We start from the raw sequence: 17771 nt of genomic DNA on the forward strand, positions 1-17771 counted from the left end.
GCCTCAGTGATAGCCTTCAGTATCCGAAACCTTGCCCCGGAACACGTAGTAGCTCCAGGCGGTGTACACCAGGATCACCGGAATAATCAGTAACGTCCCAACCAGCATAAACAGCTGGCTGGCAGGCGGGGCCGCGGCCTCCCACAGAGTGATACGCGGCGGAATAATGTTCGGCCAGAGGCTGATACCCAGACCGCTGAACCCGAGGAAGATCAGCCCCAGCGTCAGCAGGAAAGGGCGCGCGTGGCTGTCCGGATTGCGGGTCAGGCGCCAGATCAGCACGCTGAAGATCCCGACCAGCAGCGGAACCGGCAGAAACCAGAAGAAGTTGGGCAGGGTAAACCAGCGGTCGGCGACGTACTGCCAGCCGAGCGGCGTCCAGACGCTGACCACCGCGATAACCACCATCAGCGCCAGCAGCACGTGGCGGGTCAGTTCGCGCATGCGTTGTTGCAGCGCGCCTTCGCTTTTCATGATGAGCCAGGTGGTGCCCAGCAGCGTGTAGGCGACGACCAGACCGATGCCGCAGAAGAGGTTGAAAGGCGTGAGCCAGTCCAGCGAAGAGCCGACAAAACGTCGGCCCTCCACGTCAAAGCCGTTGATCACGGCGCCCACCACCACGCCCTGGCTGAAGGTGGCGAGCAGGGAGCCGCCGGCAAAGGAGTAGTCCCAGAATTTGCGGTGTGAAGGGGTGGCTTTGAAGCGGAACTCAAAGGCAACGCCGCGAAAGATGAGGCCGATCAGCATCGCGGTGAGAGGGATGGTCAGCGCATCAATGATCACCGCATAGGCCAGCGGAAACGCGCCGAACAGCCCCGCGCCGCCGAGCACCAGCCAGGTCTCGTTTCCGTCCCAGACGGGCGCCACGCTGTTGACCATCACATCGCGCTCTTTGGCATCGCCCACGAAGTTAAACAGCAGGCCAATCCCCAGATCGAAGCCGTCCATAATGATATACATCAGCGTGGCAAACACGATGATGGCAAACCAAATCACTGAGATATCGACGCCCATCAGATTCTCTCCTCTTCCGGAACAGACTCCGCGGCTGACAGCGGACGGGCAGGCGTGCCCGAGGTGTTTGACGTCAGCGTATCAACGGGCTGAGGACCTTTCTTAATCAGCCGGATGAGATAAACATAGCCCACGCCAAATACGGATGAGTAGACGACGAAGAACGCCAGCAGGCTAATGCTCATCTGCAGGGTGCTGTGCAGCGATACCGCGTCGATGGTGCGCAGGTAGCCATAGACAACCCACGGCTGACGGCCTACTTCGGTGGTCACCCAGCCGGCAAGCAGCGCGACCAGCCCCGCAGGCCCCATGCAGAGGGCAAACCACTGGAACGGACGCGAGTGGTAAAGTCGATGGCGATAGCGTAGCCAGAGGCTGAGCAGACCGAGGGTAATCATCAGCAGACCCATCCCCACCATAATGCGGAACGACCAGAAAACGATGGTCGAGTTGGGGCGATCCTCTTTCGGGAAGTCTTTCAGGGCCGGGACCTGTTTATCCAGGCTGTGCGTCAGAATCAGGCTGCCGAGCGCGGGGATCTCCAGGCCGTATTTGGTGCGCTCTTCCTCCATATCCGGCAGGCCAAACAGCAGCAGCGGGGTGGCCTCGCCGGGCGGATTTTCCCAGTGACCCTCAATAGCGGCGATTTTGGCTGGCTGATGCTCAAGCGTGTTCAGGCCGTGCATATCGCCCACCACCGCCTGGATAGGGGCGACCAGCAGCGCCATCCACATCGCCATCGAAAACATGGTGCGAACGGCGGGCGTATCGTTACCGCGCAGCAGATGCCAGGCGGCCGACGCGCCGACAAACAGCGCGCTGCTCAGGAACGCGGCGATAGCCATATGAATAAGACGGTACGGGAAGGAGGGGTTAAAGACGATTGCCAGCCAGTCCTGCGGGATAACCTGCCCGTTTTCGATAGTGAAACCCTGCGGCGTATGCATCCAGCTGTTAGAGGCGAGGATCCAGAAGGTCGACATCAGCGTGCCGAGCGCCACCATGCAGGTCGAAAAGAAGTGCAGCCCCGGGCCGACCTTGTTCCAGCCGAACATCATAACGCCGAGGAATCCGGCCTCCAGGAAGAAAGCGGTTAACACCTCATAAGTCAGAAGCGGGCCGGTAATGCTGCCCGCGAACTGGGAGAACCCGCTCCAGTTGGTGCCAAACTGGTACGCCATCACCAGCCCGGAAACGACGCCCATGCCGAAGTTAACGGCAAATATCTTTAGCCAGAAGTGGTACAACGATCGCCAGACGTCGTTTTTGGTGCGCAGCCACATGCCCTCCAGCACCACCAGGTAGCTGGCGAGACCGATGGTGATCGCAGGAAACAGGATGTGGAACGAGACGGTAAAAGCGAACTGAATTCTGGCCAGATGAAACGCATCGAGTTCGAACATGGTCCGTACCTCTGAGACGATGGGGCACGCGAATTGCCGGGCAGGTCAGGCCTGCCCGGCAAACCGATTACGGTTTAGTCTTACCGGCACCCAGCTCGGCACCGGTCAGCGGGTCAGAATGTGGATCGGACTTCGTGCGGGCAGACATCGCCTTAACCAGGGTTGCCTGCTCGGTTGTGAGCGTGACGCTGGCACTGCCATCGCCGCCATCCACCGCAGGCTGGGGGGACTCAACGTAATCGAAATGTTTATCGCTGTTCCAGCTTCCGCGAACCTCTCCACCTTCAGACATATTGTAGTACTTGTTGGTGAATTCCTCGATTGGCGGCAGTTTTCCCGGCGGGAAATTATTACGGATGGACTGCAGCGCCTTCTCAAAGGAGAGCTGATGCGCCGCCTCACGCGTCATCAGAAACGCCAGGGCATCTTTAACGCCGGGATCGTCAGTCACGTTGATCAGCCGTTCATAGATGATTTTGGCTCTGGCCTCGGCCGCCACGTTCGAACGCAGATCCGCCGTCGGCTCGCCAATGGTGTCGACGTAGGCCGCCGTCCAGGGTACGCCCGCTGAGTTGGTTAGCGGGGTTCCGCCGCCGTAGAGCAGGGAGGTGATGTGGCTGTCATTGCCGTTTTCGGTCATGGAGCGATACAGCTCGGCCTCATTTTCCACCCCTTCCGCCAGCGCGCCCTTGGCACCTTTATTCAGCATACCAACCAGGGTACCGATGATTTCGAGGTGGCTTAACTCCTCGGTCGCGATATCCATCAGCATGTCTTTACGGCCCGGATCGTCATCGCTCAACCCTTGCGTAAAGTAGCGGCAGGCGGCGGCCAGTTCACCCTGCGGTCCGCCAAATTGTTCCAGTAAAAGGTTCGCCAGGCCGGGATTCGGTTCGGCGACGCGAACCGTGTATTGCAGCTGTTTGACGTGTCGAAACATGCTCACTCTCCTGTGGGTTATTTTTTCGCTTCGACACCCGACGCGTCTGAACGCAGCAGGAACTGTTCCGTCGTTTGCGGGATATGACGAATCAGCCAGTCGGCCATTTCGCGCTCTTCGGCGAGGATCGTCTCGATAGCGGGTATCGAGGCGGTGTCACCCGCTTTTTTGGCCGCCGCCAGCAGGGAGGTATAGCAGGCGATTTCAAACTGTTCGAACACATAGCCGCTGATCGAGCCCTTCACGATTTCGTCAGAAGGGAACATGCCGCCGATGGATTGTCCCAGCGCCGCCATTTGCTCATCGAGTCTTTTAAGACCGAACGAGAAATATCATTACGGTCGAGGATTTCCTCCAGCAATGTGATTTGCCGTTTTGTCTCATTAATATGTTGCTCAATTCTGGCGCGAACATCAGGATAATTATCGATACGGCTGGCCATGGATTCCAGCATAGATTCGGCTTGCTTTTCCATTGCATGGGCATCGCGTAGCCAGTCATGGTAGTGTTCTACGTGATTCATCATTGTATCCTCATTAGGGGTTCGCTTATTTGGTCTCACTTTCAGCAGCCTGATCGGCACGTGCGGCACTGTAGCCAGATAAATGGCCGACAATATTGGCATAAATACTGATGATAATGACCCATAGCACGCTGTTCTTCCACCAGATGACGGAAGGGATAGCGAGAATGAACCATATTATCGCTGCCGCTAAATGGCACCGTTTAATTGTCCTGGGACTGATGCTCATTTTATTTAACCTGTATTATCGCGTCATTTCTGCGCTTTTTGGTTAATATTGCCAACGGCCAGGTCGGTGAGTTTAAGGTCGGTCTCTTTCTCTTCTTCCAGCGTTTCGGCAAGAAGCTTAACGGCTTTTTTATAGCCGAGCTGTTCTGCCAGAGTGGCAAGGGTACCGTAGCTGGCTATTTCGTAATGCTCCACTTTTTGCGCAGCGGCAATTAATGCGGCATCACGGACTTCATTTTTTTCCGTGCTTTCGATGACTTCATTAGCTTCTTCAATTAAGCCTTCCATTGCGACGCATTTCATGCGCTTGAGCTTGATGCCGTCTTCCTGTTCCACGATCTGGTCGATGCGTTCGATCTGACCTTGCGTCTCTTCAAGGTGTGCGGTAAATGCGGCGCTCAGCTTCTCGCTGGAGGCGGCGCGGGCAAGCTTGCTTAACGCTCGGGTAAGCTGCTTTTCTGCGCTGTAGGTATCCGACAGAAGATGAATAAATACATCCTCTACACTTTTCATATTCATAATTATTACGCTCCGGTAAAATAAAGAAAGGGTACTGCGAGCTTTTCAGCCCGCAGCATGCTCTCTGGTTTTATTAAAAGAGTACTAAATAAGATCAGGAGTTATCAGATTTACGGCCTCCGCCGTGACTGTTCTGTCCCCCTTTCTTACCCGCTTCAGATGCGCGTTGCGGATCGTTTTTAAAATTACCACCGCTGTGCTGGCCACCTTTACGTCCAGCTTCTGATGCTTTTTCACGGTCTTCAGCGAAATTACCGGAACCACCACGATGCTCTGCCATATTAAACCTCATAGTCATATATTGGTTATGTCAGTACGATACGAAAATATTCCGTATCACTCGTCGTTCGAGTAATAACTCTAGTCGCTGTGTGCGATCCGTCAAATGCGTTTTGCTATTTGCGGTTGCGTTATTTTTAAATATTTGTAAATTTGCGCTTCGCTTGCGTTGGAAATATGGATAGACAGGAAGGACTTGTAAACAACTGTTCAGATTATTCCTAACTTTGAGCTAAAAATTTGAAAGCTGAGGATAAAAATAATGACGCACTCAAATTGGTTGATTTCCAGTCAGGGGAAAATAAAAAATACTCCTTTATAGCTAGAAAGCGAAACCATAAATAATTATAAGGAAAATCCTGGATAAAAAGCGACAGGCGCGAAAGGGCGGTTTCGTTAAGGCTTGTTCAGAGGCCAGTCGCACACGGTTTGACCACTGTCGTCTTAAGATCACAAATCAGAAATCTTTCCCCCCGGAAGGAACGGGTTTCTCTACACTCCAGGTAATATTCACTGGAGGCATGACATCATGGCGAACACCATCACGGCTGATGACATTCGGGAACACTTTTCGCAGGCTATGTCGGCGATGTACCAGCAGGAAGTTCCGCAGTACGGCACCTTGCTTGAACTGGTAGCGGACGTAAACCTGGCGGTGCTGGAAAATGATCCACTATTACATGAACAACTGGCAAACGCCGATGAGCTTGCGCGTCTGAACGTCGAGCGTCACGGGGCCATCCGCGTCGGCAGTGCGCAAGAACTTTCAACCCTGCGCCGTATGTTTGCCATTATGGGGATGTACCCGGTCAGCTATTACGATCTCTCCCAGGCGGGGGTGCCGGTCCACTCAACGGCATTTCGGCCGATTGATGATGCGGCGCTGTGCCGTAATCCGTTCCGCATCTTTACTTCGCTGCTGCGCCTTGAGCTGATTGAAAACGTCGCGCTGCGCGAACGTGCGGCGGAAATTCTGTCTCACCGAAACATCTTCACCCCGCGCTGTCTGGCGCTTCTCGATCTGTATGAATCGGAAGGGCAGTTTACCGTCGAGCAGGCGCAGGAGTTTGTGCAGGAAGCGCTGGAAACCTTCCGCTGGCACCGTCATGCGACGGTCGATCAGGAAACCTATCAGGCGCTGCATAACGAGCATCGCCTGATTGCCGACGTGGTCTGCTTCCCGGGCTGCCATATCAACCACCTCACGCCTCGGACGCTGGATATTGACCGGGTGCAGGAGCTGATGCCGAAGTACGGTATCGAGCCGAAAATTTTGATTGAAGGGCCGCCGCGTCGCGAGGTGCCCGTCCTGCTGCGTCAAACCAGTTTCAAGGCGCTGGAAGAGCCGGTGCTGTTTGCCGGTGAACACAAAGGCACCCACACGGCGCGCTTCGGTGAGATTGAGCAGCGCGGCGTGGCGCTGACCCCGAAAGGCCGGGAACTGTACGATAGCCTCCTTGCCCAGGCCGGTACCGGCAAAGATAACCTGACGCACCAGCTGCATCTGCAGGAGATCTTTAGCGCCTTCCCTGACAGCGAACTGTTAATGCGCCGTCAGGAGCTGGCGTATTTCCGCTACCGTCTGACGCCAGCGGGTGAAGCGCATCGGCATGCGTTCCGGCCGGGCGACGATCCGCAGCCGCTGATCGAGCGCGGATGGGTCGTCGCACAGCCGATCACCTACGAAGATTTCCTCCCGGTCAGCGCCGCGGGGATTTTCCAGTCCAATCTCGGGAATGAAACCCAGGCCCGCAGCCACGGTAATGCCAGCCGCGATGCGTTTGAAGCGGCCCTCGGCTGCCCGGTGTATGACGAATTTACCCTCTATGAGGAGGCTGAAACGCGCAGCAAACAGCGTTGCGGTTTGCTCTGAAAGCGTTACTCTGCTGGGGTGTGATGGAAAAAATAAGGTCGTTATGCAAAATCCTTCCGCCCCTGTGGTTGAAACGCGCCAGGGCGCACTGTCTTGTTTAACCGATGAAAATGTCCACGTCTGGTGCGGTATTCCTTATGCCGCACCGCCCGTTGGCGAGTGGCGCTGGCGCTCCCCGCGGCATCCTGAGCCGTGGGATGGCGTTCGCGAGGCTACCGCTTTTTCGGCCTCAAGCTGGCAAAGCAGCGAATATTGCCAGGAGCTGGGCGGGGGCGATCCCGGTCAGTTCTCGGAAGACTGCCTCTATCTGAACGTCTGGTCTCCCACAGAGCGCGCCGGGCCGTTTCCGGTTATGGTCTGGCTGCACGGCGGCGGCTTTACCATCGGTGCGGGTGGCTTACCGCCCTATAACGGCAAAGCGCTGGCCACGCGCGGCGTGGTTGTGGTGACGATCAACTACCGTCTCGGTCATCTTGGCTTTTTTGCCCATCCCGCGCTGGAAGGCGAGGAAGATCGCGTGGTGCATAATTTTGCCCTGCTGGATCAGATCGCCGCCCTCGAATGGGTAAGGGACAATATCGCCGCATTTGGTGGCGACCCCGCTAACGTGACCCTGTTTGGCGAATCCGCGGGCGCGCGCAGCGTGCTCTCTCTGCTGGCCTCCCCGCTTGCAGAAGGATTGTTCCATAAGGCGATTGTGCAAAGCGGGTACACCTTGCCGGACACGCCGCGAGAGCAGGCGTTGCAAAAAGGGGAGGCGCTGGCCGCCCATTTTGGCCTGGAAAAGGCGACAGCCGAACAACTGCGCGCCATTCCGCCGGAGGCGTTCTGGCCGCTCACCGCGCCGCTGAACATTGCTCCGGCCCCCATCGTCGGGGATTGCGTTCTGCCTGAAGCGATGCTGGACGTCTTTTTCGCCGCTCGCCAGCACCCCGTGCCGGTAATGATCGGCTCGAACAGCGATGAGGCCAGCGTGATGGCGGTGTTTGGCATCGATCTCGCCGGGCAAATCCAGAAGCTTCGCCGGGAGCGACGCTTCGGGCTGGGGCTGATTAAGCTGCTCTATCCGGGCGTCAAAGGCGATGAGGAGCTGGGCAGGCAGGTGTGCCGCGACATGGCGTTCACCACGATGGGCTACGTCGTGATGCAGGCGCAGCAGCGCGTCGGCGGATTGTGCTGGCGTTACTGGTTTGACTATGTCGCGGAAGCGGAACATGCCACCTATATCAACGGCGCGTGGCACGGCAATGAAGTGCCTTACGTCTTTGATACCCTCGGCCAGGTGGAGCCTTCACGCCAGTATGTCAACGAACGGGATGTGCAGTTTGCTGCTCAGGTGGCCGATTACTGGGTGAGCTTTGCGCGAGACGCAGGACCTCGCGAGATCCTGCCCGGGCCGACGCACTGGCCCGCATGCCGTAAAGGGCGGGACGTTTTATTACGCATTGGCGTGAATAAACATGCAGGTTTCAGGCTTGAAAACCGCTTTATGCGCGCCCGGATGAGCCTCTTCAAACGGGTGATGAAGCACCACGTCAGCCTCGATTAAGCAAACAGGCGCGAAACGCCGCCAGCCCATTTTCCTCCCCTGGCGTTTCGCGCAGCACCAGCCGGTAGCTCGCGCCGGTTTTTATGCTGGTTTCATAAGGCCGCATCAGTCTTCCCGCGCGGACATCTTCGGCCACCAGCGTTTCGTCGGCAATGGCAACGCCCAGCCCCTGAATAGCGGCCGTGATGGCGAGATCCATCGTGTCGAAGTGTTGATTTTTGTGCATGGCAAAGCCCGGACCTTCCTGTTTCGTCAGCCACAGCGACCAGTCTGTTTTATCCCTTGTCGGATGCAGGAACGTCAGCGATCCCAGCGCTGCACCCGCCCGCACCGGGCTTATCACCGGGGTGAGCGCCTCTTCGAACAGCAGGTCGCCTGCGCTCATGTGCGTACCGAACACGATGGCCGCGTCGTAAGATTCGGTTTTGAAATTGACGTTATGATCGGTGGTGGTGGTCAGGGCGATCTGCAGATCCGGCTGCTCACGCTCCACCTCCAGCAGGCGCGGCACCAGCCAGCGCATGGCGCAGGTGGGCGCCTTGAGCCGGATCACGGTTTGCTGACTGCGGGCCTGGTCGGCCACGGTCAGCAAGTGTTCGAACGCAGACTGCAGTTCCGGGAGCAGGGCGCAGCCCTGTGAAGAGAGGCGCAGGCCGCGCGCGTGGCGTTCAAAAAGCGGAAAGCCAAACCAGGCCTCAAGGGAGGCTATCTTGCGGCTCACGGCCCCCTGCGTCAGACAAAGCTCTGCGGCAGCATGGGTGAGATTCAGGTGACGCGCGGTGACTAAAAATGCGTCGATGGCATTGAGCGGGAGCGAACGGCGCGACATGAAAACACCTCAGCTATGCATTTTTCTCATGGCTATTATGACAACAATTCGATTGTCCCGACAACAGAGATGTTGTTTGAATAGTTATGCAATGTCCATGAGAAGGGAAAGAGGATGACTTTACAAACGCCTGTGCAAACGCGCTCCAAACTGCCCGATGTGGGCACCACGATCTTTACCGTTATCGGCCAGCTCTCGGCGCAGCATAACGCGATAAACCTTTCTCAGGGCGCACCGAATTTTTCCTGCGACCCGAAGCTTGTTGCGGGCGTCACCCGCGCGATGGAGGCAGGGCATAACCAGTACGCGTCGATGACCGGCCTGCAGACGCTCAAAGAGCGCATTGCCGATAAAATTGCCACGCTTTACGGCACGCAGTATGACCCGGGCCGCGAGGTGCTGGTGACCGCCAGCGCCAGCGAAGGGCTCTACTCGGCAATCAGCGGGCTGGTGCACCCGGGTGATGAGGTGATCTACTTTGAGCCCTCCTTTGACAGCTACGCGCCGATTGTCCGCCTGCAGGGGGCAACGCCGGTTGCCATCAGGCTCACCGTGCCGGATTTTGCCGTGAACTGGGACGAGGTTCGCGCCGCGATCACCCCGCGCACGCGCATGATCATCATCAATACGCCGCACAACCCGAGCGGTCAGGTCTTCTCCGCCGACGATCTGCAGCAGCTGGCGGCGCTGACCCGCAATACTGACATCATTATTTTGTCTGACGAAGTGTACGAACACGTGGTGTTTGACGGTGAGCCGCACCACGGGATGGCTACGCACCCGCAGCTGGCGGAGCGTAGCGTGATTATTTCTTCTTTCGGAAAAACGTATCACGTCACCGGCTGGCGCGTGGGTTACTGTGTTGCACCGGCGGTACTGATGGACGAGATTTGTAAAGTCCATCAATTTTTAATGTTCTCTGCCGATACGCCAATGCAGCACGCGTTTGCTGAACATATGGTCGACCCGCAAACCTGGCTGTCGCTGTCGGCGTTTTACCAGCGCAAGCGCGATCTGCTGCAGAGTCTGCTGGCCGATTCGCCGTTTACGCTGCTGCCAAGCGCCGGCTCGTTCTTCATGCTGGCGGACTACAGCCAGTTCAGCGACGAGCGCGACAGCGAGCTGGTGAAACGGCTGATCGTTGAGTACGGTGTAGCCACCATTCCGCTGTCGGCGTTTTATGCGGACGGTAAGGATAATAAATTGATTCGTCTCTCTTTTGCGAAAGATGAGGCGACGTTACGGGCAGGTGCCCAGGCCCTGTGTCGGGTTAAACCACGCTAAGGAGTTTGAGATGAAATTACGCGCGCTAGTTGTCGGCATGGGATTGCTGTGTACCTTTTCCTCCTTCGCAGCGTCCGAGCTGCGTTACGGTCTGGAAGCCGAATATCCGCCGTTTGAAAGCCGCAATGCGGCAGGCGAACTGGAAGGGTTTGACGTTGAGCTGGGGAATGCCATCTGCAAAGCGGCAGCGCTGAAGTGCAGCTGGGTGGAAACCTCGTTTGATGCACTGATCCCGGGGCTGGTGGCGAAGAAGTTTGACGCCATCAACTCGGCGATGAATATCACCGAGCAGCGCCGCAAGAGCATTGATTTTACCCAGCCGATCTACCGTATTCCGTCGCAGCTGGTCGGCAAGGCCGGTACGGCAGTCGAGGCGACGCCTGAAGGGCTGAAGGGCAAAACCATCGGCGTGCTGCAGGGCTCCATTCAGGAAACCTATGCCAAAGAGCACTGGGAAAAGCAGGGTGTCACCGTGGTGTCGTATAAAGATCAGAATATGGCCTGGGGCGATCTGCTGAATGGCCGTATCGACGCCTCGCTGGTCATGTCCGCGGCCGGGCAGGCAGGTTTCCTCAGCAAGCCGCAGGGAAAAGGGTTTGGCTTCATCGGCAAACCGGTGTCTGACGACACCATCCTCGGCAGCGGGATCGGTTTTGGGTTGCGCAAAGGTGACGAGGCCACCAAAAAGCAGCTTGATGCCGCAATTGATAAGGTACGTGCCGACGGCACGATCGCCAAACTCGCTGATAAGTACTTCCCGGGTATCGATGTCAGCGTAAAATAACCGCCTCATTGGCCCCGTCAGCTGATGTCCTGACGGGGCATTTTTATACACATTTTCCAGGCTTTCTTTACACCACTTTCGGGCCGTTCTGGTCGACAGAAAATATTTCTCACTTTGTTCATATAATCACCGGCCAACAATTGGATTCTTAACCATTTTTGTTTAGGCTGTGCGTTCTTTCTTGCCGTCATTTCGCCGAGCGCGGAACACATTCACACGACCATAAGGACGTTTTTCCAGGCATGAATCGCAGACGTTTTCTAAAAGGCTCGCTGGCAGTGGCAGCCCTGAGCGGCACATCCGGCCTTGCTTCCCTGTTTTCCAAAGCGGCATACGCTGCCGACTCTGACATTGCTGACGGCCAGAGCCGTCGTTTTGACTTCTCCGTACTGCAATCCATGGCGCATGACCTGGCGAAAACCCCGTGGGGTGGCGCGCCGCGTCCGCTGCCGGAGACGCTGGCAACCATGACGCCGCAGGCGTACAACGCCATTCGCTACGACGAAAAGCAGTCTCTGTGGAACAACATTGAAGGACGTCAGCTGGACGTGCAGTTCTTCCATATGGGAATGGGATTCCGCCGCCGCGTGCGGATGTTCTCGCTGGACCAGTCGACCTCTATGGCGCGCGAGATCCACTTCCGCCCTGAGCTGTTCAGCTACGGTGAAACGGGGGTGGATACCAAACAGCTGGAAGGGCAAAGCGATCTCGGCTTTGCGGGCTTCCGCGCGTTTAAGGCGCCGGAGCTGGCGCGTCGCGATATCGTCTCTTTCCTGGGGGCCAGCTATTTCCGCGCGGTGGACGACACCTACCAGTACGGCCTTTCCGCCCGCGGTCTGGCGGTAGACACCTTTACCGACACGCCGGAAGAGTTCCCGGACTTTACCGCCTTCTGGTTTGAAACCGTCAAGCCCGGCGACACCACCTTTACCGTCTATACGCTGCTGGATAGCCCGAGCATCACCGGCGCCTATAAGTTCGTGATCCACTGCGAGAAGAGCCAGGTGATCATGGAGGTGGAAAACCACCTCTATGCGCGTAAGGACATCAAGCAGCTCGGCATCGCGCCGATGACCAGCATGTTCAGCTGCGGCAATAACGAACGCCGCATGTGCGACACCATTCACCCGCAAATTCACGACTCCGACCGCCTGGCGATGTGGCGCGGCAACGGGGAGTGGATTTGTCGTCCGCTGAACAACCCGCAGAAGCTGCAGTTCAACGCCTATATGGACAAAAACCCGAAAGGGTTCGGCCTGCTGCAGCTCGATCGCGATTTCTCGCACTATCAGGACGTGATGGGCTGGTATAACAAGCGCCCAAGCCTGTGGGTGGAACCGCGTAACGACTGGGGTAAAGGCGCGGTTGGCCTGATGGAGATCCCGACCACCGGCGAAACGCTGGATAACGTGGTCTGCTTCTGGCAGCCGGAAAAAGCGGTGAAAGCGGGCGACGAGCTGGACTTCAAATATCGCCTCTACTGGAGCGCGATGCCGCCGGTGCGCTCCCCGCTGGCGAACGTTTATGCGACCCGCACCGGCATGGGCGGCTTCCCGGAAGGCTGGGCTCCAGGGGAAAACTACCCGAAAGTGTGGGCCCGTCGCTTTGCGATTGACTTCGTCGGTGGCGACCTGAAGGCCGCTGCGCCAAAAGGCATCGAGCCGGTGATTACGCTCTCCAGCGGTGAAGCGAAGCAGGTAGAGATCCTCTACGTTGAGCCGTTTGACGGCTATCGCATTCTGTTTGACTGGTACCCGACGTCGGATTCGACGGAGCCGGTGGATATGCGCCTGTTCCTGCGCTGTCAGGGCGACGCCATCAGTGAAACCTGGCTGTACCAGTATTTCCCACCGGCACCGGATAAACGTCAGTACGTTGACGACAGGGTAATGCGTTAACCCTTGTGGGATTGTGCCGGGTGGCGGCTTCGCCTTACCCGGCCTACAGTTTCGAAACGTAGGCCGGGTAAGCGCTAGCGCCACCCGGCAATTGAGAGGCACCATGTCTTCAGAAATCATCCCCGTCACCCAGGATATCGAACTTCGCGCCGTCGAAGAGCGCTACACCGCCGACCTGCACAATCTCGTTGTTAAAAACAGAGCCTTTCTGCAAACAGCCTTTGACTGGGCGCAGCACGTGGGCAGCGAAGAGGATACCCGCCGCAACGTGCAGAGCAACCAGATGCTGCATCAGCGCGGCTACGCCAAAATGTTTTTGATTTTCAATGATGATGCGTTAGTTGGTGTCCTGTCGTTCAACACCATTGAACCGACCAACAAAGCCGGCTACATCGGCTACTGGCTGGATGAAGCCCACCAGGGGCAGGGCATCCTCTCTCAGTCACTGCAGGCGTTTATGCGCTACTACGCTGAACGCGGTGAGATCCGCCGTTTTGTGATCAAGTGTCGGGTGGCGAATCAGCAAAGCAACAGCGTTGCCGTGCGCAACGGTTTTACGCTGGAAGGGTGCCTGCGGGAAGCGGAATACCTGAATGGCCGCTTTGACGACGTGAATATCTACGGCAGGATTTATACCCTATAACGCACCCAGCAGCGGCGTGCGGGTGATGCGCTGGTCGCCGTTTATCACTTTTTCGCCGCGCAGATGAATGCTCTGGCCAGCAAACGCTTCTATGACCGCATCGTCGGTGATTTCAACCCGATGCTCGATAAGCACATCGCCGCTGATTCGCGCGCGCCCCTGGATCACCACTTTATCATCCAGCATGATCGGCCCGCCGCGCAGCCATGCCTGACCGCCAATCAGGACGTGATGCTTGATGACGCAGTTGCCTTCAACCACGGCATTCTCCGCAATCTGCGAGCTGTAGCGCACCGTCGGGATGGCATCGTCGTCGAAACCGGCTATCACGCGGGCGTTGCCGTAGACTTTCGCGCAGTCGCACACCCAGACGTTGTTGAGTTCGTTACCCTCCAGGATCGCGCTGTCGAAGACTTCGGCCCGGTGTTCCACGAAGGCAAAATTAACCATCGCCTCGCCGTAGATTTGCGCCTGGTGCACAATGCGCGACTGGCTCACCGTCGCCTTATCGTAGATTTGGAGGATCTGTTCATGATCCGGCGTCAGCCCTTTGGCGGCAATGACCACGCTGTGATGCAGCACGCGCGCGTCGCCGTAGATATGGCACTCGCCCCGTACGCAGGATTGCTGAATGGTGACGTTGTCACTTATTCGCGCCCCGTGGCTGACCTCCGCGCCGTCCAGCCAGCAGCTGTCGCCGATATGAGCGTCATAGCTAATGATGCATGGAAGGGTAAGGCGCGCGTTGCCAGATACGGTTGCCCCGGCGAACACCACGCTGTTTTCATCGTAGATCCAGCAGTCGCCGTCCTGTGCGAGGGCGCGCTCATCGTCAATCCAGCCGCCTCTCGTGCCGACCGTCACGTCGTTAAAGTCCGCCGTGGCGATGATCTGCCGCAGCGTGGCGGCGTGGGTGGTTTCGCCGTTTTTCCATTGCCAGAGGCGGGTTTCATCGCTGAGCCGGTACTTTTTCATCGTTTGATCTCTGGTAAGCATCTCAACTAAACGTAGCAAATTTTCGGCTTTTCGTTTTGCTGGTATCCGCTGCAGAAACCGCTTAAAATGGCATTTAAAATACATTTTAAAAATTAAAATTAATGAATAAATTTAACAAACCCCAACAGGTACTTAACTTGCCCGCAGGGTATTTTGGCATGGTGCTTGGCATCATCGGGATGGGTTTCGCCTGGCGATACGCCAGCACCCTCTGGCCAGTGACGCGTTGGCCGGGTGAGGGCCTCGTAGCCCTTGCGGTGATATGCTGGTTTCTTTTAACGGTCGCGTTTGTGACGCGCGCGATCCGTTTTCCCCGCAGCGTGCTGGCAGAGATGCGACACCCGGTGATGAGCAGTTTTGTCAGCCTTTTCCCGGCCACCACGATGCTGGTCGCCATCGGTTTTATCCCCTGGTGTCGCGCGGTGTCACTGACATTGTTCGGCATTGGCGTGGTGGTGCAGCTTGCATACTCCGCCTGGCAAAGCGCCGGGTTATGGCGCGGGAAACATCCGCAAGAGGCGACCACGCCTGGATTATATCTGCCTACGGTGGCGAATAATTTTATCAGCGCGATGGCATGCGGTGCCCTGTGCTTCAACGATGCAGGGTTAGTCTTCCTTGGCGCGGGCGTCTTTTCCTGGCTCAGCCTGGAACCGGTTATTCTTCAGCGTCTTCGTAGTGCAGGAGAACTGCCCTCCGCACTGCGTACTTCATTGGGTATTCAACTGGCGCCCGCGCTGGTGGCATGTAGCGCCTGGTTCAGCGTAAATGGCGGTCAGGCGGATACGTTTGCGAAAATGCTGTTCGGCTATGGTCTGCTGCAGCTGCTATTTATGCTCCGCCTGATGCCATGGTATTTGTCCCAGCCGTTCAATGCCTCATTCTGGAGTTTTTCCTTTGGCGTATCGGCCCTGGCAACCACGGGTCTGCATCTGGGACAAAGCAGTCCGACGGGCTTTTTTCACGCCATTGCCGTGCCGCTGTTTATTTTCACCAACGCGATTATTGGGTGGCTGTTGGTGCGTACATTGATTCTGCTGCTTCAGGGCAAACTTCTGGTTCGTGCTGATAAAGCGCAGCTTATGCAATCCGAGGAACAATAATGACCGTCGATGAGAATTACTTCACTGAGAAATATGGCTTAACCCGTACCCATTCAGAAGTGCTGTACAGCGCGGAGATCGTGAAGCCCGGTAAAACGCTGGATCTGGGCTGCGGCAACGGCCGCAACAGCCTTTATCTTGCAGCCAACGGCTACGAAGTCACCGCGTGGGACAAGAACCCGATGAGCATCGACAATATCGAGCGCATCAAGGCGGAAGAAGGGATCGCTAATCTGCATACCGCGATTAAGGATCTGAACAACCTGAGCTTTGACGGCCAGTACGATTTTATTCTCTCTACCGTGGTGCTGATGTTCCTGGAGGCAAAAACCATCCCGGGCCTTATCGCCAATATGCAGCGCTGCACGACGCCGGGCGGTTACAATCTGATTGTTGCCGCCATGGATACGGCAGACTACCCCTGCACGGTCGGCTTCCCGTTTGCGTTCAGGAGCGGTGAGCTGAGCAACTACTATGAAGGCTGGCAGTTGCTCAAATACAACGAGGACGTTGGCGAACTGCACCGCACCGATGAAAACGGCAACCGCATCAAGCTGCGCTTTGCCACGATGCTGGCACGCAAGCCCGCTTAACGGGCGGCCAGCAGGCAGATCTGCAGGGCAGTCTTATAAGACGCCTCAAACGACGACAGCGGCAGGAATTCAAACTTCGAGTGGAAGTTATGCGCCCCGGTGAAGAGGTTCGGGGTGAGTAGCCCTTTAGCCGAGAGCGCCGCGCCGTCGGTGCCGCCGCGCATCGGCGTCGGTTTCGGCGTGATGCCGAGCGATTCCATCGCCTCGAACATCAGATCGATGGCGCGTCGGTCTTCGCCAATCGCATTGCTGATATTGCTGTAGGTCTCTTCAATGCGATAGTCCACGCTGGCCGTCGGATATTGGGCGGCAATCAGCGCGGCCACGTCGGCAATCTGCTGCTTGCGCGCGGCAAAGCGCTCCTTGTCAAAGTCGCGGATATTGGCCTTAAGAACGGCCTCGTTCTGTCCGGCCTGAATGCCGTTAAACCAGATATAGCCTTCACGTCCCTCGGTGCACTCGGGCGTTTGCTGGCGGTCAAAATGGCTGATGTAGTCAGTCGCCATCAGCAGGGGATTCACCAGCACGCCTTTCGCGGACATCGGGTGCGCCGTCACGCCGGTAAATCGGATTTCCGCGGCTGCCGCATTAAAGTTTTCGTAGACAATTTCCCCCAGCTCGCAGCAGTCGATAGTCCAGGCGAAGTCGACGTCAAAGCGCTTAAGATCGAGCGCCTTGGCACCGTTCAGGCCGATCTCTTCGTCAGGCACAAACGCCACGACGATATCCCCATGCTGATGTTCCGCCGTCAGGTTTTCCAGCACCGTCATGACCACCGTGACCGCCGATTTATTATCGGCGCCCAATACGCTGGTTCCGTCGCTGAAAATAATCTCCTCGTTCGGATAAGCCAGAATTTCAGGGTGCTCCTCTACCCGCAGCCAGATGTCTTTCTCTTTATTCAGACAGAGATCTTCACCGGTAAACGTTAATATTTGTGGATGAATATCCGGTGAAAGTCCCACGTCGACGGTATCAATATGGGTAATAAAGCCGATGCGCGGCGCACCGGGCACGTTGCCTTTTTTTACCGCCGTTACCGTGGCAAATTCATCAATCACAATATCGTTTAACCCCAGCTGTGCCAGCTCTTGCGCCAGCTCGCGCGCCATGTCGTGCTGGCCCGGCGTTGAGGGCAGAGTTTTGACTCTGGGATCGCTCTGACTGGTGATCGCGAGATAGCGGAAAAAACGGTGCGTTAATTGTCTGGAAAGCGGCGAGCCCATAGTGATTTGTTCCTTATTTATTTTTCGGGTGTTTGCCACTTCACTTTAATGTTATTTATGAAATGGCAAAAGAATTAATTAGCCGTC

17 protein-coding genes and 1 pseudogene are annotated in these 17771 nt (G+C 56.8%); 8 read left to right on the forward strand and 10 right to left on the reverse strand.

The genetic code is table 11. The annotated features are described in order from the left end of the window. Window positions 1-3 precede the first annotated feature (3 nt). The 7 genes and pseudogenes from cydB to BFV67_RS10375 all read right to left on the reverse strand — a co-directional run bounded on the left by cydB (window position 4) and on the right by BFV67_RS10375 (window position 4907). The gene (cydB, locus tag BFV67_RS10345; RefSeq protein WP_032651830.1) at window positions 4-1014 is read right to left on the reverse strand and encodes a cytochrome d ubiquinol oxidase subunit II; all 1011 of its coding nucleotides are present in this window, start codon (window positions 1012-1014) and stop codon (window positions 4-6) included. Then, window positions 1014-2417 (reverse strand): cytochrome ubiquinol oxidase subunit I, encoded by a 1404-nt coding sequence (locus tag BFV67_RS10350; RefSeq protein WP_021242535.1) that lies wholly within the window; start codon window positions 2415-2417, stop codon window positions 1014-1016. The genes cydB and BFV67_RS10350 overlap by 1 nt, the downstream gene beginning before the upstream one ends. 67 nt (window positions 2418-2484) lie before the next feature. Further along, window positions 2485-3357 carry a manganese catalase family protein gene (locus BFV67_RS10355; RefSeq protein ID WP_008502274.1) on the reverse strand — a complete coding sequence of 291 codons (873 nt, stop codon included), beginning with the start codon at window positions 3355-3357 and terminating at the stop codon, window positions 2485-2487. Window positions 3358-3374: 17 nt separating this feature from the next. Continuing rightward, window positions 3375-3880 (reverse strand): annotated as a pseudogene (locus BFV67_RS10360) (ferritin-like domain-containing protein). Between the two features lie 25 nt (window positions 3881-3905). After that, window positions 3906-4109 (reverse strand): hypothetical protein, encoded by a 204-nt coding sequence (locus BFV67_RS10365; protein WP_008502273.1) that lies wholly within the window; start codon window positions 4107-4109, stop codon window positions 3906-3908. 23 nt (window positions 4110-4132) lie between these two features. Further along, the gene (locus BFV67_RS10370) at window positions 4133-4627 is read right to left on the reverse strand and encodes a YciE/YciF ferroxidase family protein (protein ID WP_008502272.1); all 495 of its coding nucleotides are present in this window, start codon (window positions 4625-4627) and stop codon (window positions 4133-4135) included. A 94-nt stretch (window positions 4628-4721) separates the two neighbouring features. Continuing rightward, window positions 4722-4907: a con-10 family general stress protein gene (locus BFV67_RS10375; protein WP_004150795.1), complete on the reverse strand. Its 186-nt coding sequence runs from the start codon at window positions 4905-4907 to the stop codon at window positions 4722-4724. A 528-nt stretch (window positions 4908-5435) separates the two neighbouring features. Here BFV67_RS10375 and hglS point away from each other — a divergent pair. Next, a complete protein-coding gene (hglS, locus tag BFV67_RS10380) occupies window positions 5436-6779 on the forward strand; it encodes a 2-oxoadipate dioxygenase/decarboxylase HglS (protein ID WP_049120464.1) in 1344 nt (447 codons plus the stop codon). Between the two features lie 43 nt (window positions 6780-6822). Then, window positions 6823-8328: a carboxylesterase/lipase family protein gene (locus BFV67_RS10385; RefSeq protein WP_069598266.1), complete on the forward strand. Its 1506-nt coding sequence runs from the start codon at window positions 6823-6825 to the stop codon at window positions 8326-8328. Here the strand turns inward: BFV67_RS10385 and BFV67_RS10390 are convergent. Continuing rightward, window positions 8315-9157: a LysR family transcriptional regulator gene (locus BFV67_RS10390; protein ID WP_008502268.1), complete on the reverse strand. Its 843-nt coding sequence runs from the start codon at window positions 9155-9157 to the stop codon at window positions 8315-8317. The genes BFV67_RS10385 and BFV67_RS10390 overlap by 14 nt on opposite strands. Before the next feature lie 114 nt (window positions 9158-9271). Between BFV67_RS10390 and BFV67_RS10395 the strand changes: the two genes are divergently transcribed. The 4 genes from BFV67_RS10395 to rimL all read left to right on the forward strand — a co-directional run bounded on the left by BFV67_RS10395 (window position 9272) and on the right by rimL (window position 13766). Beyond that, the gene (locus tag BFV67_RS10395; protein ID WP_069598267.1) at window positions 9272-10441 is read left to right on the forward strand and encodes a pyridoxal phosphate-dependent aminotransferase; all 1170 of its coding nucleotides are present in this window, start codon (window positions 9272-9274) and stop codon (window positions 10439-10441) included. A 10-nt stretch (window positions 10442-10451) separates the two neighbouring features. After that, on the forward strand, window positions 10452-11225 hold the full coding sequence (locus BFV67_RS10400) for a transporter substrate-binding domain-containing protein (protein WP_021242531.1): 774 nt from the start codon (window positions 10452-10454) through the stop codon (window positions 11223-11225). A gap of 242 nt (window positions 11226-11467) precedes the next feature. After that, on the forward strand, window positions 11468-13123 hold the full coding sequence (locus BFV67_RS10405; protein ID WP_021242530.1) for a glucan biosynthesis protein D: 1656 nt from the start codon (window positions 11468-11470) through the stop codon (window positions 13121-13123). 103 nt (window positions 13124-13226) lie between these two features. Continuing rightward, on the forward strand, window positions 13227-13766 hold the full coding sequence (gene rimL / locus BFV67_RS10410) for a 50S ribosomal protein L7/L12-serine acetyltransferase (RefSeq protein WP_069598268.1): 540 nt from the start codon (window positions 13227-13229) through the stop codon (window positions 13764-13766). On the opposite strand, the gene ydcK is transcribed toward rimL, so the two are convergent. After that, on the reverse strand, window positions 13761-14741 hold the full coding sequence (gene ydcK / locus BFV67_RS10415; protein ID WP_069598269.1) for a YdcK family protein: 981 nt from the start codon (window positions 14739-14741) through the stop codon (window positions 13761-13763). The genes rimL and ydcK overlap by 6 nt on opposite strands. A 122-nt stretch (window positions 14742-14863) precedes the next feature. Between ydcK and tehA the strand changes: the two genes are divergently transcribed. Both tehA and tehB read left to right on the forward strand, forming a co-directional pair. Further along, window positions 14864-15865 carry a dicarboxylate transporter/tellurite-resistance protein TehA gene (gene tehA, locus BFV67_RS10420; protein ID WP_025911176.1) on the forward strand — a complete coding sequence of 334 codons (1002 nt, stop codon included), beginning with the start codon at window positions 14864-14866 and terminating at the stop codon, window positions 15863-15865. Further along, window positions 15865-16458, forward strand: coding sequence for a tellurite resistance methyltransferase TehB (gene tehB, locus BFV67_RS10425; protein WP_025911174.1), 594 nt, complete (start codon window positions 15865-15867; stop codon window positions 16456-16458). Before tehA ends, tehB begins: the two co-directional genes overlap by 1 nt. Here the strand turns inward: tehB and pepT are convergent. Then, complete coding sequence (gene pepT, locus BFV67_RS10430) at window positions 16455-17684, reverse strand: peptidase T (RefSeq protein ID WP_069598270.1); 1230 nt, start codon at window positions 17682-17684, stop codon at window positions 16455-16457. The genes tehB and pepT overlap by 4 nt on opposite strands. Between the last annotated feature and the right edge of the window lie 87 nt (window positions 17685-17771).

This window comes from Enterobacter roggenkampii (genome assembly GCF_001729805.1).
GTDB lineage: Bacteria > Pseudomonadota > Gammaproteobacteria > Enterobacterales > Enterobacteriaceae > Enterobacter > Enterobacter roggenkampii.